The following is a 22,170-nucleotide window of genomic DNA, read 5'->3' on the forward strand; positions in this document are numbered from 1 at the left end:
CGATGCAAGCGACAAAACGGCGACCGTGGTCGGGGCCGCCGAAATCGAAACAATGTGGAAATGGGACACCGATGTCCCATTGGCAATCTACGACGCTTTCGCCGCAATGTGCAGGAGCTTGGGTTTCAGAAGGCCCGCTCTCGCCTTTGCTTTGATCGTCAGGGGAGCGCCTGCCTGGTCGTGGAAGACTTTTTCGAGGTACCGCTCGATGGCGACCGATCCATCGGCTCCGGAAGCGAGCAGCATCAGTGCGGCGTCCGCCAGGGCCTCCCGAGCTGTTGCGACGTCGAATTTCACACTGCCGCGATCGACCCGCTCTTTCAGCTTCGCCCTACGTTCCGCCTGCTTCCTCGCCTTGTAGGCCTTCCGCTCTTCATCAGGCAGGTCCCTGATGCCGACAGCCACAGGCTTCAGCTTAATCACGCCGTCATCGGCGATGAGTTCCTTCAGCAGTTCGATCGTCAAACTCTTCGACATCTTTAGATCCCGTTCTACATGTAGAACACGAAATAATGTTCTACATGTAGAACGATGCCTGTCGGCCAATCCTGGCGCAAGTCTTTTCTGATTCCATGTTCTACATGTAGAACGCGATAAGAAAACAGGCTGGCGCACTAGCAGGGCTCCGCCCATAGCCAATACGACACCAAGGGCTCCCAGAGCCTCCCGGCCGAAACCTAAGAAGCTCCGAAATCCAGAACCCGGAGGAGCCATGACATCTCGCTATCCAGTGGCCGCTCCGCGTCTTTGGATGACTCTGATACTAAGGCTTGCTCGATGCTTCGCTAGGATGCTCCTTAACAAGAACAAGCGTAGCGCCCCGTTCTTCTTTCTTGGCGAAGCCCGAGAAACCAAGACTCGGAAGACAGAAGAACCCCAAGGTTGTCTTATAGAGCTATCAATGGGCTTCTCAGACATCCCGCTTCGGACGCTTAAAGAGAGATATAGAGTGTTATTCTATAGTACCACGATGTGCGCCAGTAAAATAATTCAATAAGTACATGTAGATAGACTAGAAAATCAAAATAATAACGTGACACGGCTTGCACCACGCTCCGCCCCGGCCAACCATAGTTATACCGGGGAGCAGACAGATGACCAAGACGACACGGAATACCCTAACCAAGGCAGCCGAGCCTTCGGAGCTTGACGGCATCCGGGTCCTGCGCGGCAACCGCATCGTCAGAGCGAAGCCACGCAAGCCTGAGAAGCGTGAACTCAAGCGCGACGCTGAAGGCAACCCTTACCAGACCAAGCATCCCGCCAGCGGCCAGCGCGGCCGTCTGCTGGCACTCAAATTCAGCGATGGGTCCTCGGAGACCTATTTGCGCAAACCCACTGTCAGGGAAGCCCAGAAGGGCATGCAGCGTTTGGGCGTTCAGGCTAAGAACCTGGCCGCCGAGGCCGTCTACACAAACGAAACGACATCGCCCCGCGTTGAGGTGCCGCGTGTCCTCGTCGAAACGCTACAGCTCGACACGGCCAAGCTGAGGGCAACCGACGTGGCGATCTGGTGGCGGCTTTTCGCGGAGGCCCGGCAGTCGGGCATGGCTGCCGACACGCATTTCGTCCAGCTGTCCGCTGTCGCCAAGTTCATCGGCATCCGCAGCCTCGACAGGATCAGGGCCTGCCTTGTGCGCCTGTCCGGCGCTAGCCTGTCCTATCACGGCCGAGCCGGCCGTCAGGCCATGCCGATGCTGGAGTGTCCTGACGCGGTGGACTTGGAGTCTATGTCGGGGAACGACTGGCTGCACTACAGCCTTCCCGAAGGCCTTCGTCAAATCGTTCTCGACAGCGTCGGATTTTGCCGTATCGATCTGAACGCACTCTCGCGGTTCAAGTCCAAGTTCTCGGCGGCGCTCTACATCCGGCTTTGCTATGAGGCTGGAAAGACGAAGGCGTTCCATGACGAGGTCCACCTGACTAGGGAAGACTTCAGGCGGATTGTAGGGCTGGAGACCGTGCAGGCCGAGGTCGTAGACGACGCTATCGAGCGAGTTCGAGAAGACCTGATGACGATCGACGGACCTCGTCGGCGATTTTACGTCGATCTCTACGTTTCCAATAGCGGGAAGCTTGTCGTGTCGTTCGGCGGCGCTCAGAAGCGCCTTGTGGAAGCTAAGCCAGCATTCATGACGGACGAAGGAATCAGAGCGCTGGCAGACCGCTCCCGGTTTCAGCTGCTGCGGCACCAGTATCCATCCGTCGTGCGGCTCAGGCAGGCGGAGACGACGCTCGGCGTAAGCGCGGTCCGCATATCCGAACTGTGGTGTGTCGATGTTCAGCGGGCGTCCTCCAAGTATCCCGAGGGCTGCATCGGCTACTCGGCCAAGCAGTTCAGGTCGCGCATCCGCAAGCTCGGCGGTGATGAGGTCTTTGCGGAATGGGTCGACAAGAGGGACTTCACCGGGCTGGGCGTTGAGCGACAAGAGCTGCCTGCAGCCGAGCCGTTCGTCCGGACCAAGCGCCAACCGAAGCGCCAGAAGACGGCCCTGCCGATGATCCTCGCACCGAAGCGCAAGATCGCTGCGGTCGAGGGCGAGGACCTGCGCGTCGGTGACGAGTTCGGAGCCCTGGAATACGGCGATGTCGAAGGGCCGCATCTCGTGGAATCCGCAGACATCGACGACTGCTACATCCCGTACTGATCGATCGCACTCCGTTAACCGGATGCCCGGATGCCGCGTTGACAACGAAATACCTACGCGGCATGGTTGCGCCGCTGACCAACGTGAGAACGAGAGATGACCCTGCGAATAGCCATAGCGATCTGAAGCCCCCAGGCCGACCGCTATCAGTCTATTCGCAGGAGTCACCCCATGTCTCACTTCCGCAAGAAGTTCTACTTGTCTGACACGCATTTCGGGCACGCCCTGATGCTCTCGTCGTGCAACCGTCCATACAAGTCCGCCGACGAGATGGACGAGGCGCTCATCCGCAACTGGAACGCCGTCGTCCGTCCCGACGACATCGTCTACCACCTCGGCGACTTCGCGATGAACCTCGGCGACGAGGACCGCGTCCGCTCCATTTTCAGCCGTCTCATGGGTTCCAAGGTCCTCATCCTCGGGAATCACGACTTCAAGAAACCCAACGCGCTGCACCCGACGCTGGCGCGTCTCGACTGGCTCGGGACGCCGACAACGTCGCTCGAGACGACCGACGAAGGCCATCGCGTCTTTCTTTCGCACTACTCCCACCGCGTCTGGCCCGGCTCTCACAAGGGGTCTGTCCATTTCTACGGCCACTCACATGGAAAGCTCCCTGGTGTCGGGCTTAGCCGCGACGTGGGCGTGGACGCGATCGGCGTGGGCTACGCCCCGAGGACCTTCAAAGAGCTGACCGCTCAGATGAACCTGGAGGGCGCACGATGACCGGAGACGAGCTCAACCAGATGTACGGCAGCATCATCGCGCCTGACGCACGGGTTTCCGTTCCGACGGAATGGATGCCCGCAGTCCACAAAGCGCTTCAGGATATCGCGGATTTGCCGTCGGAAATCCGGGCATTCTTCATCATCGTTGCCATCGGACAGGACGCTGATGGGGACCTCGTATTTTCCACGGCCGGTCTTCCGGCGTTCATCGGCTCGGAAGGCATGCGTCAGTTGCGCGGCATCATCGATGTCGCCCTGCACGCCGTTAAGGGGAGCCTGCACTAATGGACGATCTCATGAGCCGTGTTCTCGTCAACAAGTATCGCGATGTCTTCGTTTCCGGCGCGGTCGTAGACATCGCTGTCGGTCACTTCGGGATCGCCGATCGCGCCATCCACGCTCTCAAAGCGCTGCATCCGGGTCTGCGGGTCGGAGCGATCTCCCGCAACCGTGGCCTGATGTGGCTCGACGTCGGATACGACACAGCCGTCTATCCCGAGGACATCATCGACAGCATCCTCGGGATCGTCACGGACGCACGAACGCTGTCAGCGTGGACCTGCGCGAAGGATGGACGCCCGGGATGGCTCGTGGACGGGCCGAAGGGGCAGACGGTGCTTTGCCCTGGCTGCCAGCGTGACCTGGGCCTGGAGGTGCGTCGTCATGAAGCTTGAAGACATCGCGCAGCTGCGTACGGACTACCCGGAGATCATGACATCGTCGACGGGAATCGAAGACACGATGCCAGACATCTGGCTGGCATCGATCAAGCGCTGCCTATCAGAGCTTCGCCGCATCAAGGAAGGCTCCCTGTTTCCGGACACGCCTGCGGTCGATCTTCATGTCCGCGGCATCCGATCGGTCCATCGTCGATTTCGCGCCAGCGGTCACCCGACGGTCGGCTTCGAAGTCCATGCGCCCACAGCTCGCGGCCGTGGGCAGCAGGCGATTATGGGCGCGTTGGCGCACGCACAGTACGCATGCGGGGAGGCCGAGAAAGAGGAGCTGGGCCGTCAGCGCGCCGCGCAGATCAACGCTGACGTCGCCCATTACGTCGAGCAGTGCCTCATCGGCCGCCGCATCGTCGACTTCCGCCACGTCGTGTTCTCGAGCGTCGACGACTCGGAGTGGACGCAAACGGCGTACGTCGATCTCGTTATCCGTCGTGTCCAAGCGTTTGCGAAGGGGGCGGACTTCGAGGGTCTGGACGAGACGGCGAGATCCCGCTTTCTGGGCATTTACAAGGCGCAAGGGTAGCTAACATGTCTCAACTACAAGACTCGGATATTGCCGAGGCGGCCGCTCACTACATTTGGGCGTCGATCGGCCGGGGCTGCCTTGTCCCGCTTGAGACTGCTGTCCGTCGGCTCCACGAGGAGGATGCCGAACACGAGGCATTCGTCGCTGCCGTACACGCCCTGCTCATCGCGTTCCTCGACGGTGAGAGGCTGACCGCTCACCGTTCGGGGGACACTTGCGAGCCCCTCCGTGAGGATTTCCGGCGGCTCGGCTATGAGTGATATCGCGGACGTCTTGGACGCGTGGCAGCGCGGCGAGATATCGGGACATGAGGCGCGACGGAGGACGGGCGCGCGGTCGTATGGATACCTTTATCGGCTCGCCCGTGAACATGAGGTCGAGGTGCGGTTTCGTCCTGGGGACGTCGCGCGTCGCATCTTTGACGGCACCCTGACCCCGGAAGAGGGTCAGGACATGCTCGGCATCGAAGACGCCGCCGAGATGCCGAGCTTTGTTTCTGCCTGGACGGCGTAGCTGGCCAGCGGTCGATACGACTGAAAAGCCAGAGATTCGCTCGTTGCTGGGCTCTTTAAAGGGCCTGTGGATAATGCACGATTCTTAAGCTGCTGACCCTATGCTGACCCTAACGGTGCAAATCGACGGCATCCAATATCTCAGAAAGTCGCCATAGGATATTGATTTCGTTGAGAAGTTTTATGGTGAGAGCGTCGGGGTTCGAACCCGAGACCTACTGATTAAAAGTCAGTTGCTCTACCAGCTGAGCTACGCTCTCCCGCGGCCGCGGGTAAGCGCGTCCTTGAAAGTGCGCGGAACATAGGCAGGTGCCCCCTTGCGGTCAACCCGCAAAAACAGCAAAAATGCGGCTATCTGACGCTTTTCCGTCGCGCTGCGAAAAGGTGATTGGCATTCGCCGCGTTCGGCCATTACCTCAAGCGTAAGACGCGGGCTCCCGGAAGCCCGCCATCCGGAGCCACACGTGTCGATTGCCGAAATATCCCTGCTGAGCGCGCTTCTTGCCGGCGCATTGTCGTTTCTCTCTCCTTGCGTGCTGCCGCTCGTGCCGCCCTATCTCTGTTATATGGCGGGCATTTCGGTCGAGCAGTTCCGCGGCGGCGGAGGGGCGGCGGTTATCGATTCGGGGGGCGGAACACGGCGGGCGGTGCTCAAGTCGGCATTGTTCTTCACCCTCGGGTTCGCCACCGTCTTCGTGGCGCTCGGGGCCGGCGCCTCGACGATCGGCGTGCTCCTGCGTCAGCATCTCGATCTCCTGTCGAAGCTCGGCGGCCTGATCATCATCATCATGGGGCTGAATTTTCTGGGTGTTTTCCGGATAGGCCTTCTCGCCCGCGAAGCACGCTTCCAGGGCGGCGGCCAGCCGGCGACGCTCTCCGGCGCCTATGTCATGGGACTTGCCTTCGCTTTCGGCTGGACACCCTGCATCGGCCCGGTGCTTGGCGCCATCCTCGGCGTCGCCGCATCCCGCGACACGGTCGGCGAGGGAGCGGCATTGCTCGCCATCTATTCTTTGGGCCTGGCCGTGCCGTTCTGGATCGCCGCCGGCTTCTCCGGTGCGTTCATGCGGTTCCTCACCCGCTTCCGCCGCCATCTCGGCATGGTCGAGAAGGTCATGGGGGTCTTCCTGATCCTCACCGGGCTCGCTTTCATCTTCGGTTTCGTCACTTCGGCCGCAATCTGGTTCCAGCAGACCTTTCCAATCCTGATGCAAATCGGCTAACGGAAAAGCGTCTTCCAATATGGCCCGCTCATTCGGGCAGGGAACCGATGGCCGATATCATTGCATTGCTGTTGCCCTTCTTCGGGCTGATCTTCATCGGTTATCCGGCCGCGAGAGTGACGAAACAGCCGGCCGAAGCGCTCGGCTGGATGAACACGTTCATCATCTACGCGGCTCTGCCGGCGCTGTTCTTCAAGCTCGTGTCCCGCACTCCGGTCGAGCAGCTGACCCGGGCCGACTTCATCTTCGGCGAGATCGGCGCGACCTACCTGGTCTTCTTCGCTCTCTTCCTGATCGGCTTCTTTTTACGTCGCAATTCGTTTGTCGATTGCACCATCCAGTCGTTTGCCGGCGCCTATGGTAATATCGGTTATATGGGGCCGGGCCTGGCGCTACTGGCTTTCGGTGAGGCGGCAGCGGTGCCGGTGGCGCTGATCGTCTGCTTCGAGAACGCTGCGCATTTCATCGTCGCGCCTGCGATGATGGCGGTGGCCGGCGGCGACAAACGCCCAGCCAGCGATGTGGTCGGCGATATCGTCCGGAAAGTCGTGCTGCACCCGTTCATCATCTCGACGGCGCTCGGATTCTGCTTCGCGGCATTTGCCGTGCAGCCGCCTGCTGCCTTCCAGCGGCTCATCGATTATCTCGCCCAGGCGGCGGCCCCTTGTGCGCTTTTTGCCATGGGGGTGACGCTGGCGCTCCGGCCGATCAAGCGCGTGCCGGTGGAGATCAGCTATATCGCGGTCTCCAAGCTGATCGTGCTGCCGATGACCACCTATGCGGTCCTGTCGCTGATCGGCAATTTCGATCCCGTTTGGATTGACCTTGCCCCGTTGAAATAATCCATTTTGAAGTAAGCTCTGGCCCATTGAGAGGACCAGAGAATGAAGCGCAACCGTTTCACGGACGAACAGATCATCGGCATTCTGAAGGAGCACGAGGCGGGCACGCCGGTCGCGGAGCTTTGCCGCAAGCACGGTGTCAGCGATGCCAGCATCTATAAATGGAAAGCCAAGTTTGGCGGCATGGAGGTGTCCGAGGCCAAGCGGCTGAAGACGCTGGAGGACGAGAACACGAAGCTGAAGCGGCTTCTGGCGGATGCCATGCTCGACAATGCCGCTTTGAAAGACCTTTTGGGAAAGAAGTGGTGACGCCCGCAGCCCAGCGGAAAGCTGTCGCACATCTCATGAACCAACGTGGGATGAGCGAACGGCGGGCGTGTAAAGCCATCGGTTTTTGCCGGATGACGATCCGTTATGACACTAAACTCAGCGACGATCAGGGCCTTCGCGAGCGCATGAAGGCGTTGGCGCACGAACGCCGCCGCTTCGGCTATCGACGCCTTCATGTGCTGCTCAGGCGCGAGGGACACCTTGTAAACCACAAGAAGCTCTTCCGGCTCTATCGCGAGGAGAAGCTGACGGTGCGCAAGCGTGGCGGCCGAAAGCGAGCGATAGGCACACGAGCACCGATGCTGGTTCCGATGGCGTCCAACGATCGTTGGTCGTTGGACTTCGTGTCGGATCAGTTCACCGATGGTCGCAGGTTCCGGGTTTTGACGGTCGTCGACGATTGCACCAGAGAATGCCTTGGCCTCGTCGCGGATACCTCGCTTTCCGGCCTTCGGGTTGCCCGCGAGCTTGATCGGATTATCGAGGAACGTGGCAAACCCAGGATGATCGTCAGTGACAATGGCAGCGAGTTCACCAGCAACGCGATCCTGCAATGGGCCGACCGGACCAAAGTCGATTGGCACTACATCGCACCAGGCAAACCGATCCAGAACGCCTTCATCGAAAGCTTCAATGGTCGGCTGCGCGACGAGCTCTTGAATGAAACGCTCTTCTCGTCATTGACCCACGCTCGATCAGCGCTTTCAAACTGGCGCAGCGATTACAACGATCATCGACCGCACTCCGGCCTTGGCTGGCTGACACCCGCCGAGTTCGCTCAGACCATCAATCCGCGACGTGATGCGGTGCTGCGCAGCCGAAATGGCTCCGCACCGCAACCCGCCGCTACCGCCCCAAATACAGCAACCAAAAACCGCTGGAGCGAACTCAAAACTGGATAAAACTTGGGGGCAAGGTCAGGATCTATTCCGCGACTTTGCTTTCGGCGCTGCCGACGGCGACCAACGTTTTTGTCATCAGCCAGCAATACGGCGTCTGGCAGGAGAGGGCATCCGCGAGCATCCTGATCATTACCGTCGCATCGGTGGCAACGCTGCCGGTGCTGCTTTACCTCATCAACTCAGGCGCGTTACCGCCGGATCTCTTTCCGTAAGGCATCGACGACGGCCCGCAGGCCACGACCCGGTTCGATCCCCTCGCGCATCAGCAGATTGCGGAGCGGCGGCGCGTAGCTGAGGATGTGCAGGCCGGCGGCACGCAGCATCTGGACGGGCAGGAAATCCGACAGCAGCGAACGGTTGAGGAGATCGACGCCGACCGTGCGGCTGACGATATCCGGGCCGCGGCGCCGGTTGAAGCGATCGCCTGCATCCGCAGGGACCGGACGGTCGCCGGTTGCGGCGAGCAGGTCCGAAAGCGCGATGATGTCGCGCAGCGACAGGTTGAGGCCCTGCGCTCCGATCGGCGGAAAGGCATGTGCGGCCTCGCCGATCAGAGCCAGCCGGCCCTTGCCGAACCGCTCCGCCATCAGGCTGGAGAGTGGCCATGCCTGTCCCTTGCCTTCGACCTTCACCTTGCCGAGCATCGACTGCATGCGGTCTTCGACCAGCCGCGACAATTCCTCGGTCGGAAGCTCGACGAGACGGCGGGCTTCATCCGGCTTCACCACCCAGACGAGGCTGGAGCGCAGGCCGGGCAGGGGAACCTGGGTGAACGGTCCGCTTTCCGTATGGACCTCGGTCGAAACATTGCCGTGCGGCAGGCTGTGGGCGAAGTTCAGTACCACCGCCGACTGGGGATAGGACCAGCGGCGCACGCCGATGCCGGCCGTGTCCCGCGCTTTCGACTGGCGGCCATCCGCACCCACGACGAAATCCGCGCTGGCAATCGTGCCGTCCGACAGAGTCAGCATCACTCTTTCGGCCGAGAAATCGAAGGTCTCGACGGTTTGGGCGACGTTGGTAATATTGCGTTCTGCTGCCACCGCCGCATCCAGCGTTTCCGACAGCGCCCGGTTCGGTATGTTGTAGCCGAAGGCGTAGAGGCCGACATCCTGCGCCCGGAACTGCGCCGTCGGCGCGCGCAGCAGCCGCTTGGTGCCATCGACGATCTGCATGACCGAAAGCGGCGCGGCGGAAGGCGCGATCTCCTCCCAGACGCCAAGTCGTTCAAGAAAGCGAATGGAGTGGTCCATCAGTGCGGTCGTGCGCTCGTCGGTTTTCTCGGAGGAAGGCGCAATGATCGCCACCTTGCGGCCGGCACGCGCGAGCGCCAGTGCGGCAACCGATCCGGCCAGTCCCCCACCCACCACGGCAATCTCGAAATGCTGCATGTCCGTCGTCCTGCTCTGCAAAATGTACTCTCGATTATCTAGAGCTTCGTGGCGGGCATATCCATGGGGCACGGCAGCGCAGCATGGAAAAAGCAATGCTCTATGTCTTGCGGTGGGGCCAAGCCGGTTGCAATGCGCGGTGATTGGCCGCATATCTCGCCGGATAAGGGAAAGGCGGGACTGACGCGTGATCAGACGAATCTTCAATTACAAAAAAGTTCCGTATGCCGAAATTCGCGCCTTCTCGGTTCACCTCCTGACGGCATCCGGTTCGTTCCTCGCTTTCCTCGGGGTCGTCGCGGCAGCTGAGCATCGCTTCGTCGACATGTTCTGGTGGCTGGGGCTGGCGCTCCTCGTCGACGGCATCGACGGACCGATCGCCCGTAAGGTGCGGGTCAAGGAAGTCCTGCCCAACTGGTCGGGCGATACGCTCGACAACATCATCGACTACGTGACCTACGTGCTGTTGCCTGCGTTCGCGCTTTACCAGAGCGGCATGATCGGGGAGCCATGGTCCTTCGTCGCCGCAGGCGCGATCGTGGTCTCGAGCGCGGTTTATTATGCCGACATGGGCATGAAGACGGACGAGTACTTTTTTTCCGGCTTTCCGGTCGTCTGGAACATGGTCGTGTTTACGCTATTCGTCATCGATGCAAGCGCCACGGCGGCTCTGGTCGTGGTCTCCGTATCGGTTGTCCTCACCTTCCTGCCGATCAACTTTCTGCATCCCGTCCGCGTCAAGCGGCTCCGCCCGCTCAATATGGCCGTCGGCCTCATCTGGTGCGCGCTCGGCGGCTATTCGCTGCTCCTGCATTTCGATACACCCGACTGGGTCGTCTACGGCGTCGTATTGAGCGGCATCTACCTCTATTGCATTGGCGGCGTTCTGCAGCTTTTCCCTAGTCTCGGAAAATAGTTGGGCGTTCCGGAAACGCCCTTTTCTTTAGTGTTGTGCGAAGCAACAAAAACGGTATCAATATCAGTCGAATGTCCGGAGGGATCGCCGGATGTCGTCAAAGTCAATACGCCGCGTTGCCCTGAAAAACCTCGAAGAAGGTAGGTACGCGGTGAACGAGGGGGTTCAGTGACGTTATCCGAGGGTCCGGCGACCGTTCCGCTTCTGTCGGTTCGAGGTTTGACCAAGCTTTTCGGCAGCTTCGCGGCTTGCAACGCGATCGATTTGGATATCGCTCCCGGCGAAATCCACGCATTGCTCGGTGAAAACGGCGCCGGCAAATCGACGCTGGTAAAAATGCTCTTCGGTGTGCTGCAGCCAAGCGCCGGCCAGATCCTCTGGCAGGGCGCGCCGGTGACGATCGCCTCGCCGGGCGAGGCCCGCCAGCTGGGCATCGGCATGGTCTTCCAGCATTTCTCGCTGTTCGAGGCACTGACTGTCGCGGAGAACATTGCGCTGTCGCTCGACCCGAAGATTTCGCTCGCCAGGATCTCGGACGAAGCGGCGTCGCTTTCCAAGGCATATGGCCTGCCGCTCGACCCCCAGGCGCATGTGGCGGACCTGTCCGTCGGCGAACGCCAGCGCATCGAGATCGTCCGGGCGCTGCTTCAGAATCCCAGGCTGATCATCCTCGACGAGCCGACTTCGGTCTTGACCCCGCAGGAGGCCGACCGGCTGTTCGAGACGCTGTTCAAGCTGAAGGCCGAGGGCCGGTCGGTCCTTTATATCAGCCACAGGCTGGAGGAAGTGCGCCGCATCTGCGATCGCGCCACGGTCCTGCGCCATGGCAAGGTCACTGGTGCCTGCGATCCGAGCCACGAAACGCCGGCCTCGCTCGCCCGCATGATGGTCGGCTCCGACGTTGCCGAAGTCCATCGGGACAATGCGGCGGCACTCGGCGATATCCGCATCGAGGTCAGCAATCTTTCGGTTCCGGCGCGCACGCCTTTTGCAGTCTCGCTGAAGAACATCGCCATGAAGGTCCGGGCCGGAGAGGTGCTGGCGATCGCCGGCGTTGCGGGCAACGGACAGGGCGAACTCTTCGATGCGCTCTCGGGCGAATATCCGGTCTCCGAAGACGATGCGATCCGCATCCGGGGCAAGGCGATTGGCCGCACCGGCATCAACGGCCGCCGCCTGCTTGGCGCCGGCTTTGTGCCGGAAGAACGCCACGGCCATGCCGCCGTCTCCGCCCTTGCGCTTTCGGACAATCTCCTGCTCGCCCGCAGCCAGTCGGACAAGAAGGCTTTTCTTTCGGGCGGCGCTTTCTCCGTCATCCGCTTCGACGCGATCCGCTCCGCCACGCGCCGCATCTGCGAGGCGATGGATGTCCGCAAGAGCGGCGAGGATCCGCAGGCAGGCTCGCTCTCCGGCGGCAATCTCCAGAAATTCATCGTCGGGCGTGAGCTTGACCGGCAGCCCTCGGTACTCGTCGTCAACCAGCCGACCTGGGGCGTCGATGCAGGTGCCGCAAGCCGCATCCGCCAGGCGCTGATCGATCTCGCCAGGTCGGGCTCGGCGGTCGTGGTGATCAGCCAGGATCTCGACGAGATTTTCGAGGTGGCGACGAATATCGCCGTCATCTCCGAAGGCAGTCTCTCCAAGGCCTATCCGGCCGGCACGCTGACCTTGGAACGCATCGGTCTGCTGATGGGCGGTATCCACGAAAGCCATCCCATTCCGGAGACGGCGCATGCGCATTGAGCTCCAGAAGCGTGCCCGGGTCTCGACGTTGTTCTCGGTCCTCTCGCCACTGCTGGCGCTCGCGCTGACGCTGCTTTTCGGCGCCATCATGTTCTGGCTGCTCGGCAAGAACCCGGTCAGCGCGCTTTACAGCTTTTTTGTCGAGCCGCTGCTGGAAGTGTGGTCGCTGCACGAACTGGCAATCAAGGCGGCGCCGCTGATCCTGATCGCGGTCGGCCTGTCGGTTTGTTACCGGTCCAACAACTGGAATATCGGCGCCGAAGGCCAGTTCACCATCGGTGCGATCACCGGTTCGATCCTGCCGGTCATGTATCCGGCCTGGCACTCGCCGTTGATCCTGCCGCTGATGCTGATCCTCGGCATGATCGGCGGCGCGCTTTATGCAGGCATACCGGCGCTGCTGAAAACCCGCTTCAACACCAACGAAATCCTGACCAGCCTGATGCTGGTCTATATCGCCCAGCTCTATCTCGACTGGCTGGTGCGGGGCCCCTGGCGCGATCCGCAAGGCTACAATTTCCCGCAGACCAAGGGCTTTCAGATCGAAGCGGTGCTGCCGGAGATCCTGTCGTCCGGCCGCGCTCACTGGGCCTTCATCTTCGCGATCGTCGCCGCCGTGGCGCTCTGGTTCATGATGCGCTTCATGCTGAAGGGTTTCGAGGTCTCGGTGCTTGGCCAGTCGGAGCGGGCAGGGCGCTTTGCCGGCTTCTCCGCCCGCCGCATGGTGTGGTTCTCGATGCTGCTGTCCGGTGCGCTTGCGGGGCTTGCCGGCATTTCGGAAGTCTCCGGCTCGATCGGCCATGTCCAGCCGGTCATCTCGCCGGGCTACGGTTTCACGGCGATCATCGTCGCTTTCCTCGGGCGGCTCAACCCGCTCGGGATCATCGCTTCAGGCCTCGTGCTGGCGCTGACCTATCTCGGCGGTGAGGCGGCGCAGCTGTCGATCGGCATTTCGGACAAGGTCAGCCGCGTCTTTCAAGGGTTGCTGCTCTTCTTCGTGCTCTCCTGCGATACGCTGATCCACTACAGGATCCGGCTGATCTTTGCGGGTGCCAAAACGGCGGAGGTGAAGGCCTGATGTTCGAGGCGATCCTTCTCACCGTCATCACCGCATCGACCCCGCTGGTTCTCGCAGCACTCGGCGAACTGGTGACCGAGCGCTCCGGCGTGCTGAACCTCGGCGTCGAGGGCATGATGATCATGGGGGCGGCCTGCGCCTTCGTGGCCGCGCAACTGACGGGCTCACCCTATATCGGCATCCTCGCCGGCATTCTGGGCGGCGGGATATTCTCGCTGCTCTTCGGTTTCCTGACGCTGACGCTGGTGGCCAACCAGGTCGCGACCGGCCTTGCGCTCACCATCCTCGGTCTCGGGCTTTCCGGCCAGATCGGCGAGGCCTTCGTCGGCCAGCCGGGCATCAAGCTGCAGCCGATCGTCTTTCCGTTCCTTTCGGACATCCCGTTTTTCGGTCGCGTCCTCTTTCGCCAGGACCTGATCTTCTACATATCGATCGTGCTTGTCGTCGGCATCAACTGGTTCCTGTTCAGGAGCCGGACCGGGCTGAAGCTGCGGGCGATCGGCGACAGCCATGCCTCTGCCCACGCACTCGGCATCAACGTCATCCGCACCCGCTATCTGGCCGTCATGTTCGGCGGCGCCTGTGCCGGACTTGCCGGCGCTCAGCTTTCGCTTGTCTACACGCCGCAATGGGTGGAGAACATGTCGGCCGGCCGCGGTTGGATCGCGCTCGCGCTCGTCGTCTTCGCCTCCTGGCGGCCATGGCGGGTTCTGGCCGGCGGGTACCTCTTCGGCGCCGTCGGGATCGGCCAGCTGCACGCGCAGATCGTGGCGCAGAACCTCGGCATCGTCATCCCGTCGCAGTTCCTGTCCGCACTTCCTTATGCGGCGACTATTGTCGTGCTGATCATCATTTCGCATAATCGTCGCACGACGCTCATCAATACGCCGGCCTCGCTCGGGAAACCCTTTGTCCCCGACCGGTGACCGCGGAACCAAAAACAAAACGTCTTCAAGCCAATAGAGGTTAGGAAATGAAGAAACTGATTATCGCCCTTGCCGCATCGGCCGCCCTGATGGGCGGTTTTTCGACCGGCGCCGTGGCTCAGGAGAAGAAGAAGGTCTGCTTCATCTACGTCGGTTCCAAGACGGATGGTGGCTGGACCCAGGCCCATGACCTCGGTCGCCAGCAGCTCGACAAGGCACTCGGCGCCAAGATCGAAACGCCCTTCCTCGAAAATGTGCCGGAAGGCCCGGATGCAGAACGCGCGATCGAGCGCATGGCCCGTTCCGGCTGCTCGCTGGTCTTCACGACGTCCTTCGGCTTCATGGATGCCACCGTCAAGGTCGCCGCGAAATTTCCCGATGTGAAGTTCGAGCATGCGACCGGCTTCAAGGCTGGGCCGAACCTCGCGACCTACAATTCGCGCTTCTACGAAGGCCGTTATATCCAGGGCCAGATCGCCGCGAAGATGTCGAAGAAGGGCGTCGCCGGCTACATCGCCTCCTTCCCGATTCCGGAAGTGGTGATGGGCATCAACGCCTTCGAACTGGGCGCAAGGTCGATCAATCCGAACTTCAAGCTGAAGGTCGTCTGGGCCAATACCTGGTTCGACCCGGGCAAGGAAGCCGATGCCGCCAAGGCGCTGATCGACCAAGGCGTCGACATCCTGACCCAGCACACCGACACCACCGCTCCGATGCAGGTCGCCTCCGAGCGCGGCATCCTCGCCTTCGGCCAGGCCTCCGACATGATCGCGGCCGGCCCGAAGACGCAGTTGACCGCCATCGTCGACACCTGGGGCGCCTATTACATCAAGCGCGCCCAGGCACTGCTTGACGGCACCTGGAAGTCCGAGCAGATCTGGGATGGCCTGAAGGACGGCATCCTAACCATGGCGCCCTATACCAACATGCCGGACGACGTGAAGGCAATGGCGGAAGAGACGGAAGCCAAGATCAAGTCGGGCGAACTGCATCCGTTCACCGGCCCGATCAACAAGCAGGACGGCACCGCATGGTTGCCTGCCGGCGAAAAGGCGCAGGACGGCGTCCTGCTCGGCATGAATTTCTACGTCGAAGGCGTGGACGACAAGCTGCCGAAGTAGGGAAAAGCGGCCGGAAACGATCACGGTATCGTTTCGAACGGCGTGCTCATCTCAGCGACCGAGAATGGTCGGCGTAATAAAAAAGGGCGGTCCGTGGACCGCCCTTTCTGTTTCGACCTTTTGGGCTGTCAGGCAGCCAGCGAGGCGATGTCGATGACGAAGCGGTAGCGCACGTCGCTCTTGATGACGCGTTCGTAGGCTTCGTTGATGTCCTGAATATTGATCTTCTCGATTTCGGACGTGATGCCGTGCTCGCCGCAGAAATCCAGCATTTCCTGGGTTTCCTTGATGGAGCCGATCATCGAGCCCGAAAGGCTCTTGCGGCCGGCGATGACCGAGAAGGCGTGGACCGGGACTGCATGTTCCGGAACACCGACCAGCACCATCGAGCCGTCGAACTTCAAGAGGCCGAGATAGGCATTCCAATCGATCGCCGTGCCGACCGTGCAGATGATCAGGTCGAACGTGCCGGCGAGCTTGGTGAAGGTCTCGGCGTCGCTGGTGGCGTAATAGTCCTTGGCGCCGAGCCTCATGCCGTCTTCCTTTTTCGACAGCGTCTGGCTGAGCACCGTGATATCGGCGCCCATGGCCGCACCGAGCTTGACGCCCATGTGGCCGAGGCCGCCCATGCCGACGATCGCGACCTTCATGCCGGGACCGGCCTTCCAGTGGCGCAGCGGCGAATAAAGCGTGATCCCGGCGCAAAGCAGGGGAGCGCCGGCGTCGAGCGGAATATTGTCGGGGAAGGAGAGGACATAACCTTCCTTGACGACGATCGAATCCGAATAACCGCCATAGGTCGGCGTCGTGCCGTCGGCCTCGACGTCGTTATAGGTCTGGGTGAGGCCCGGCAGGAAATGTTCGTAGTCGAGATCGCGGGTGGCGCAGCCAATGCAGGAATTCACGAAGCAGCCGACACCGACACGGTCGCCGACTTTGAACTTGGTGACACCAGCGCCGACTGCGGACACGACGCCGGCCACTTCATGGCCCGGCACCATCGGAAAGCGGGAATTGCCCCATTCGTTGCGGGCCTGGTGGATGTCCGAATGGCAGACGCCGCAATACTGCACCGAGATGACGACGTCGTCGTCATTGGGTTCGCGGCGCTCGAAGGTGAAAGGCGTCAATGGTTTCGACGCGTCGGTCGCGGCATAGCCTTTTGCAATAGCCATGGGAGCTCCATTCATCTGTTGGGGTTGGGAGGGAATTGGACGCGCGAACTATGCCTCCGGACCTCGCAACGGCGTTAGAGCGATCCTGCGAGCTTTTTGCACGATCCTGCAAAAGTGATCGCTCGCCTGTTGGTTTCAGGAGCAAGTCGGCATAGGAAAAGCGGTCACCTGCTCATTCCGGAGGCTCCATGACACTGCCCTTCAATCCCTATCACGAGGCGGCCTCGATTGCCGCGCGGCACGTTCAGAAGGATGGGGAAGTGTTCACAGCCGTTGGAAATCTGATGCTCAGCCGGCGGACGGTCCCAACCGCACCGCTCTATATGGACTACCGGCCCTGCCTCGGTTTGGTCCTGCAAGGCACCAAGAGCGTCAAGCTGGGGGACGAGATGATCGCCTACGGCGTTGGCGATTATCTTCTCACCTCGATCGAATTGCCGGTGACCTCGCGCGTCACTGTCGCAAGCCCGGAGGTGCCGCACCTATGTTTCGCGCTTGCCATCGATACGGACCGCCTGTCCGCGCTGCTGGAGCGGGTAGACGTTCCACGGCCTGGTTCCGACACGGATGCCATGCGCGGCATCGTCTCCAACGTCGCGCCTCCGGAATTGCTCGATGCAGCCACGCGGCTGCTTCGCCTCCTGGACCGGCCGGCTGACATAGCGGCCATGGCGCCACTCATCGAGCAGGAAATCCTCTATCGCGTGCTTTGCGGGCCCGACGGCGCACGGCTTGTTCATATCGCGACCGCCGAAAGCCGCAGCAACCGCATCGCCCGCGCCGTCGCCTGGCTACGCGCCAATTTCCACCGCACGCTGCGGATCGAGGACCTGGCGGACCACGTGGGCATGAGCCCGTCCTCACTGCACCATCATTTCAAGTCGGTTACAGCGATGACGCCGGTGCAGTTCCAGAAGAAGCTGCGCCTGCACGAGGCGCGGCGGCTGATGCTGCTGGAGGGGCTCGATGTCGGCAGCGCCGGCCACCGGGTCGGCTACCAGAGCCCGTCGCAGTTCAGCCGCGAATACAGCCGGCTCTACGGCATATCACCGCTGCGTGACGTGGGTGCGATCCTGGCCGCGGCGGAATAGCGAGGCCTAAAACCCTCGGGGATCAACCGGGGAATTTCAGCGCCTTGTCGTTGCGGCACTGGGCGAGCTTGAGCTGCTTGAACGAATAGATTTTGGTGATCTGTCCGTCGCCGTCCGTATCGACCTTCATGCAGGCGCAGGCGTAACCGTAGCTGCCGTTGGTGCGGACATAGTCGCGTTCCGAAATGTCCGGGATGAGATCCATGCCTTCGGGCTCATCTTCGCTTCCCTGGGTGCGGATCGTCCAGGTGTCCTCAGCGTCGTCCAGCCACCAGTTGCCGGGCGTCGGATTCTGGATCCAGCCGCAACGGTTGTCGGCGGCATGGGCAACGGCCGGAAGGGCAAGAAAAGCGAAGGCGGCAATGGCGCCGTATACCCGGTTCATGAATGTCCTCCTGATCGTTCGGGCGATTGTATCGGCTCCGGGAACGTCTAGCTTAAAAACCTTCATCGTTGATGATCGGACCTTGAAAGAACGGACTTGACGGCGGCGGCGGATGCTTTATACGAGCAGAACCGTACCGTACGGTACGCAAAAGGATTTAAAACCGTGAGAGCCGATACCTCCGACATGCCCGAATTTTCGCCGCGCCAGAACGCCGTTCTGGAACAGGCGCTTCGGCTGCTCGTGGAAGGCGGCGAGAAGGCGCTGACCACCTCCGGTCTTGCCCGCGCCGCCAATTGCTCCAAGGAAAGCCTCTACAAGTGGTTCGGCGACCGCGAAGGCCTGCTGGCGGCGATGATCGCCCATCAGGCGAGCAAGGTGCGCACCTTCGAACGTTCCGGCGAGCGGCTGACCGCCGATCTCCTGCGTGACCATCTCGAACTTTTTGCCCGCGATCTGCTGGTCGTGCTGGCCGGCGACGTTTCGCTGGCGCTGAATCGGCTGGCGATCGGCCAGGCGACTCGGGAAGGATCGAAGCTCGGGAAGCTTCTGCTCGAACACGGCCGCCGGCAGATCGACCGCCGCGCCATGGCGCTGATCGACCAGGGAAAAAGGGCAGGGCTGCTGCGCTTCGACAATGCGGATGCCGCCTATCACACGCTTTACGGCCTGATCGTTTCCGACCTGCATGTGCGCATGCTGCTCGGCGAGCCCGGCCTCAAGGACAATGCGCGCCAGGCGGAGAGGGCGGTCGCAGCCTTTCTCACGCTGCACGGCACGCAGAAACAATCGGCGGACGCGCTCGGCGTCTCCGCTGGACGATGACAATCATCAACAGACCTCACGCATAGGGAAGGAAAAATCGATGCGCGTTTATTATGATCGGGATGCCGATATCAACCTCATCAAGTCCAAGAACGTTGCCATCATCGGCTACGGTAGCCAGGGTCGCGCGCATGCGCTGAACCTCAAGGACTCGGGCGCCAAGAACGTCGTGATCGCACTCAAGGCCGGTTCCGGAACGATCAAGAAGGCGGAAGCCGACGGCTTCAAGGTGATGACCGTTGCCGAAGCCGCCAAGTGGGCCGACCTGATGATGATGGCGACCCCGGACGAACTCCAGGCCGACATCTACAAGGCCGAAATTGCCGGCAACATCCGCGACGGCGCCGCAATCGCCTTTGCGCACGGCCTCAACATCCATTTCGGCCTCATCGAGCCGAAGACCTCGGTCGACGTGGTCATGATCGCGCCGAAGGGCCCGGGCCACACGGTTCGCGGCGAATACCAGAAGGGCGGCGGCGTTCCCTGCCTCGTTGCCGTTCACCAGAATGCTTCGGGCAACGCGCTTGAACTCGCTCTCTCCTACGCCTGCGGCGTCGGCGGCGGCCGTTCGGGCATCATCGAAACCAACTTCCGCGAAGAATGCGAAACCGATCTCTTCGGCGAACAGGTCGTTCTCTGCGGCGGTCTCGTGGAGCTGATCCGCGCCGGTTTCGAAACCCTGACCGAAGCCGGCTACGCGCCGGAAATGGCCTATTTCGAATGCCTGCACGAAGTGAAGCTGATCGTCGACCTGATCTATGAAGGCGGCATCGCCAACATGAACTACTCGATCTCCAACACGGCCGAGTGGGGCGAATACGTCACCGGTCCGCGCATCATCACCGAAGAAACCAAGGCCGAGATGAAGCGTGTCCTGAAGGACATTCAGACCGGCAAGTTCACCTCGGACTGGATGCAGGAATACCGTGCGGGCGGCTCGCGCTTCAAGGGCATCCGCCGCATGAATGACAGCCACCAGATCGAGGAAGTCGGCGCCAAGCTGCGCGGCATGATGCCCTGGATCGGCAAGAACAAGCTGGTCGACAAGAGCGTCAACTAACCAATAATTTCGGGGGTGGAGCTAACGTTCCGCCCCCGATTTCTGAACATAGGTGACATGCGGCAGGTGTTCGAAATGCCGGTCGCAGGTCAGAAGGTCGGCATCGAGGAGCCTTGCCGTCGCGTAGATGATGGCGTCGGCGGTCGAGAGCTGGAAACGGCGGGAAACTTCGGCCGCATCCAAGGCAATTTCGGTGCCGAGTTCAACAACGAGGCATTCGGTTGTATAGGAAATGAAGCGGTCGGCAGATTCCTCGCCCTTCTCCCGCATCAGCCATTTGCACATTTCCATTTGAATGATCGTAGGCACGATTAATTCGTGCGTTTCAGGAATCTCGCCTGCCAGGCGAGAAGCCAGAGGACTGTCGATCAGCCATTCGATCCATGCCGAGCTATCGACAACGCGCATCAGTACCGATCGTCCCTGTCCCGGTAATTGCTCGTGTCGGCGCCCTTTGCTATTCCTCGCAATTCGTCTCGTGTCGGCACCGGGACGAGAACGACGCTCTTTCCTTTTGGAACGAAGGCAAATTGCTGCCCAGCTTGCCAATTATGCCTTTCACGGATTTCCTTGGGTATGGAAATCTGGAATTTCGACGACAAGGTCGCAACTGCCATAATCTTACCTCCGGCGCATCGATCGCTTATTGGTAAGATAGGTCGGTTCGTGGTAAAGCACAATGGTCCAAAAAAATCGCAGCTACCTCGATAGGTCAGTCTTGCTGACCTATCGGTCTTTGTGTAAAGTTCGGACAAAGAAAATTGAAATAAGAGGAAACATCCCGTGCTTGATTGGGAACAAATCTTTGCGACGCGCTCCAGCCGCATGCGCGCCTCTGAAATCCGCGAACTGCTGAAGCTGCTCGACCAGCCCGATATCATCTCTTTCGCAGGCGGCATTCCCGATCCGGCGCTGTTTCCGGACGTGGCTTTCAAGGAGGCCTATTCGGACATTTTTTCCAGCGCCCAGGTGGGGGCGGCGCTGCAGTATTCCGTCAGCGAAGGTTACAAGCCGCTGCGCGAATGGATCGCCCGCGACGTCGCCAAGATCGGTATCGATTGCACGCCCGATAACGTGTTCATCACGTCCGGATCGCAGCAGGCGCTCGATTATCTCGGCAAGCTGTTCCTGTCGCCGAACGACACGGCGCTGGTTACCTGGCCGACCTATCTCGGCGCGCTTTCGGCCTTCAATGCCTACGAGCCGAATTACGACCAGCTGTCGCTGAACGGCAATCGCACCCCGGAGGCCTATCGCGACACCGCGGCCAAGACCGGCGGCGCCGTCAAGTTCGCTTACCTTTCGGCCGACTTCTCCAATCCGACCGGCGAGACGATCGACCTGGCGGCCCGCGAAAGGCTGCTGGCGCTTGCCGACGAACTCGATATCGCAATCCTCGAGGACGCCGCCTATCAGCACCTGCGGTATGACGGCGAAGCCATTCCGCCGATCATGGCGCTCGACATCGCCCGCCGGGGCGGTATCGAAAATACCCGCACGATCTACAGCGGCAGCTTCTCCAAGACCTTGGCGCCCGGCCTGCGCGTCGGCTTCGTGGTCGCGGCGATGCCGGTTATCCGCAAGCTGGTACTGATGAAGCAGGCAGCCGACCTGCATTCTTCGACGATCAACCAGATCGCCATCGAACATGTCGCGTCGCGCGGCTTCGACGCCCAGGTCGCCAAGATCAGGTCCGTCTACAGCAAGCGCCGCGATGCGATGTTGGCGGCACTCGACAAATACATGCCGAAGACCGCCACCTGGACGCGCCCAGAAGGCGGCATGTTCGTGTGGGTGACCTTGCCGGAAGGCATGGACGGTGCAGAACTGCTGGCGAAATCGATCGCCACGGAAAAAGTCGCCTTCGTTCCGGGCAGGGCGTTCTACGCGGACGGCAGCAACGCCAATACGCTGCGCATGAGCTTCTCCTGCGCTGACGAGGCGATGATCGACGAAGGTATCAAGCGGCTAGGCCGCCTGATCTCCAACGCGATCCGCGCTGCTGCCTGAGCCT

General features: G+C 61.1%; 23 protein-coding genes, 1 tRNA gene and 2 pseudogenes. 19 read left to right on the plus strand and 7 right to left on the minus strand.

The window, feature by feature from the left end; all coding sequences use genetic code 11:
- Positions 1-87 precede the first annotated feature (87 nt).
- Complete coding sequence (locus ACSQ3G_RS08630) at positions 88-477, minus strand: hypothetical protein (RefSeq protein WP_436109720.1); 390 nt, start codon at positions 475-477, stop codon at positions 88-90.
- A gap of 617 nt (positions 478-1,094) precedes the next feature.
- On the opposite strand from ACSQ3G_RS08630, the gene ACSQ3G_RS08635 reads away from it, so the two are divergent.
- From ACSQ3G_RS08635 to ACSQ3G_RS08660, 6 genes are all read left to right on the plus strand, one after another.
- On the plus strand, positions 1,095-2,648 hold the full coding sequence (locus ACSQ3G_RS08635; RefSeq protein ID WP_436109721.1) for a hypothetical protein: 1,554 nt from the start codon (positions 1,095-1,097) through the stop codon (positions 2,646-2,648).
- A 171-nt stretch (positions 2,649-2,819) separates the two neighbouring features.
- On the plus strand, positions 2,820-3,374 hold the full coding sequence (locus ACSQ3G_RS08640) for a metallophosphoesterase (protein ID WP_436109722.1): 555 nt from the start codon (positions 2,820-2,822) through the stop codon (positions 3,372-3,374).
- On the plus strand, positions 3,371-3,661 hold the full coding sequence (locus ACSQ3G_RS08645) for a hypothetical protein (protein ID WP_436109723.1): 291 nt from the start codon (positions 3,371-3,373) through the stop codon (positions 3,659-3,661). Before ACSQ3G_RS08640 ends, ACSQ3G_RS08645 begins: the two co-directional genes overlap by 4 nt.
- Entirely contained in the window at positions 3,661-4,050 is a 390-nt protein-coding gene (locus tag ACSQ3G_RS08650; protein ID WP_436109724.1) for a hypothetical protein, read from the plus strand. Before ACSQ3G_RS08645 ends, ACSQ3G_RS08650 begins: the two co-directional genes overlap by 1 nt.
- Positions 4,040-4,633, plus strand: a complete 594-nt coding sequence (locus ACSQ3G_RS08655; RefSeq protein WP_436109725.1) for a hypothetical protein — start codon at positions 4,040-4,042, stop codon at positions 4,631-4,633. Before ACSQ3G_RS08650 ends, ACSQ3G_RS08655 begins: the two co-directional genes overlap by 11 nt.
- 255 nt (positions 4,634-4,888) lie before the next feature.
- Positions 4,889-5,149: a hypothetical protein gene (locus ACSQ3G_RS08660; protein WP_436109726.1), complete on the plus strand. Its 261-nt coding sequence runs from the start codon at positions 4,889-4,891 to the stop codon at positions 5,147-5,149.
- Between the two features lie 183 nt (positions 5,150-5,332).
- Here ACSQ3G_RS08660 and ACSQ3G_RS08665 read toward each other — a convergent pair.
- Positions 5,333-5,408, minus strand: a tRNA-Lys gene (locus ACSQ3G_RS08665).
- A gap of 204 nt (positions 5,409-5,612) precedes the next feature.
- On the opposite strand from ACSQ3G_RS08665, the gene ACSQ3G_RS08670 reads away from it, so the two are divergent.
- The 4 genes and pseudogenes from ACSQ3G_RS08670 to ACSQ3G_RS08685 all read left to right on the plus strand — a co-directional run.
- Entirely contained in the window at positions 5,613-6,371 is a 759-nt protein-coding gene (locus tag ACSQ3G_RS08670) for a cytochrome c biogenesis CcdA family protein (RefSeq protein WP_436109727.1), read from the plus strand.
- 47 nt (positions 6,372-6,418) lie between these two features.
- A pseudogene (locus tag ACSQ3G_RS08675) lies at positions 6,419-7,207 on the plus strand (AEC family transporter); the annotation flags it as partial.
- A 48-nt stretch (positions 7,208-7,255) separates the two neighbouring features.
- Positions 7,256-8,445 (plus strand): IS3 family transposase gene (locus ACSQ3G_RS08680; protein ID WP_255760215.1). Its coding sequence is split into 2 segments (ribosomal slippage): positions 7,256-7,505 and positions 7,505-8,445, totalling 1,191 coding nucleotides; the frame shifts between segments, so codons are not numbered across the junction.
- 29 nt (positions 8,446-8,474) lie between these two features.
- A pseudogene (locus ACSQ3G_RS08685) lies at positions 8,475-8,657 on the plus strand (AEC family transporter); the annotation flags it as partial.
- Here the strand turns inward: ACSQ3G_RS08685 and ACSQ3G_RS08690 are convergent.
- Positions 8,634-9,836, minus strand: coding sequence for a UbiH/UbiF family hydroxylase (locus ACSQ3G_RS08690; protein ID WP_436109728.1), 1,203 nt, complete (start codon positions 9,834-9,836; stop codon positions 8,634-8,636). The pseudogene ACSQ3G_RS08685 and the gene ACSQ3G_RS08690 overlap by 24 nt on opposite strands.
- A 187-nt stretch (positions 9,837-10,023) precedes the next feature.
- On the opposite strand from ACSQ3G_RS08690, the gene pcsA reads away from it, so the two are divergent.
- The 5 genes from pcsA to ACSQ3G_RS08715 all read left to right on the plus strand — a co-directional run bounded on the left by pcsA (position 10,024) and on the right by ACSQ3G_RS08715 (position 15,620).
- Positions 10,024-10,752 carry a phosphatidylcholine synthase gene (pcsA, locus tag ACSQ3G_RS08695; RefSeq protein ID WP_046667090.1) on the plus strand — a complete coding sequence of 243 codons (729 nt, stop codon included), beginning with the start codon at positions 10,024-10,026 and terminating at the stop codon, positions 10,750-10,752.
- Positions 10,753-10,920: 168 nt separating this feature from the next.
- The gene (locus tag ACSQ3G_RS08700) at positions 10,921-12,495 is read left to right on the plus strand and encodes an ABC transporter ATP-binding protein (RefSeq protein WP_436109729.1); all 1,575 of its coding nucleotides are present in this window, start codon (positions 10,921-10,923) and stop codon (positions 12,493-12,495) included.
- A complete protein-coding gene (locus ACSQ3G_RS08705) occupies positions 12,485-13,573 on the plus strand; it encodes an ABC transporter permease (protein WP_436109730.1) in 1,089 nt (362 codons plus the stop codon). Before ACSQ3G_RS08700 ends, ACSQ3G_RS08705 begins: the two co-directional genes overlap by 11 nt.
- A complete protein-coding gene (locus ACSQ3G_RS08710; RefSeq protein ID WP_436109731.1) occupies positions 13,573-14,499 on the plus strand; it encodes an ABC transporter permease in 927 nt (308 codons plus the stop codon). Before ACSQ3G_RS08705 ends, ACSQ3G_RS08710 begins: the two co-directional genes overlap by 1 nt.
- Positions 14,500-14,546: 47 nt before the next feature.
- Positions 14,547-15,620 carry a BMP family ABC transporter substrate-binding protein gene (locus ACSQ3G_RS08715; RefSeq protein WP_436109732.1) on the plus strand — a complete coding sequence of 358 codons (1,074 nt, stop codon included), beginning with the start codon at positions 14,547-14,549 and terminating at the stop codon, positions 15,618-15,620.
- Between the two features lie 128 nt (positions 15,621-15,748).
- Here ACSQ3G_RS08715 and ACSQ3G_RS08720 read toward each other — a convergent pair whose 3' ends face one another.
- A complete protein-coding gene (locus tag ACSQ3G_RS08720) occupies positions 15,749-16,795 on the minus strand; it encodes an NAD(P)-dependent alcohol dehydrogenase (protein WP_436109733.1) in 1,047 nt (348 codons plus the stop codon).
- A 188-nt stretch (positions 16,796-16,983) separates the two neighbouring features.
- Between ACSQ3G_RS08720 and ACSQ3G_RS08725 the strand changes: the two genes are divergently transcribed.
- Positions 16,984-17,886, plus strand: a complete 903-nt coding sequence (locus tag ACSQ3G_RS08725; protein ID WP_105403457.1) for an AraC family transcriptional regulator — start codon at positions 16,984-16,986, stop codon at positions 17,884-17,886.
- Positions 17,887-17,908: 22 nt separating this feature from the next.
- On the opposite strand, the gene ACSQ3G_RS08730 is transcribed toward ACSQ3G_RS08725, so the two are convergent.
- Positions 17,909-18,271, minus strand: a complete 363-nt coding sequence (locus ACSQ3G_RS08730; RefSeq protein WP_436109734.1) for a DUF4087 domain-containing protein — start codon at positions 18,269-18,271, stop codon at positions 17,909-17,911.
- Between the two features lie 186 nt (positions 18,272-18,457).
- On the opposite strand from ACSQ3G_RS08730, the gene ACSQ3G_RS08735 reads away from it, so the two are divergent.
- Both ACSQ3G_RS08735 and ilvC read left to right on the plus strand, forming a co-directional pair.
- Positions 18,458-19,096: a TetR/AcrR family transcriptional regulator gene (locus ACSQ3G_RS08735; RefSeq protein ID WP_105403459.1), complete on the plus strand. Its 639-nt coding sequence runs from the start codon at positions 18,458-18,460 to the stop codon at positions 19,094-19,096.
- A gap of 40 nt (positions 19,097-19,136) precedes the next feature.
- Positions 19,137-20,156, plus strand: a complete 1,020-nt coding sequence (gene ilvC / locus ACSQ3G_RS08740) for a ketol-acid reductoisomerase (protein WP_037082110.1) — start codon at positions 19,137-19,139, stop codon at positions 20,154-20,156.
- Positions 20,157-20,177: 21 nt separating this feature from the next.
- Here the strand turns inward: ilvC and ACSQ3G_RS08745 are convergent, their stop codons facing one another.
- Both ACSQ3G_RS08745 and ACSQ3G_RS08750 read right to left on the minus strand, forming a co-directional pair.
- Complete coding sequence (locus tag ACSQ3G_RS08745) at positions 20,178-20,564, minus strand: type II toxin-antitoxin system VapC family toxin (protein ID WP_436109735.1); 387 nt, start codon at positions 20,562-20,564, stop codon at positions 20,178-20,180.
- Positions 20,564-20,773 carry an AbrB/MazE/SpoVT family DNA-binding domain-containing protein gene (locus ACSQ3G_RS08750; protein ID WP_046599786.1) on the minus strand — a complete coding sequence of 70 codons (210 nt, stop codon included), beginning with the start codon at positions 20,771-20,773 and terminating at the stop codon, positions 20,564-20,566. Before ACSQ3G_RS08750 ends, ACSQ3G_RS08745 begins: the two co-directional genes overlap by 1 nt.
- 166 nt (positions 20,774-20,939) lie before the next feature.
- Between ACSQ3G_RS08750 and ACSQ3G_RS08755 the strand changes: the two genes are divergently transcribed.
- Positions 20,940-22,166 carry an aminotransferase-like domain-containing protein gene (locus ACSQ3G_RS08755; RefSeq protein ID WP_436109736.1) on the plus strand — a complete coding sequence of 409 codons (1,227 nt, stop codon included), beginning with the start codon at positions 20,940-20,942 and terminating at the stop codon, positions 22,164-22,166.
- Positions 22,167-22,170: the final 4 nt, after the last annotated feature.

The organism is Neorhizobium tomejilense (assembly GCF_964254135.1).
Lineage (GTDB): Bacteria > Pseudomonadota > Alphaproteobacteria > Rhizobiales > Rhizobiaceae > Neorhizobium > Neorhizobium tomejilense.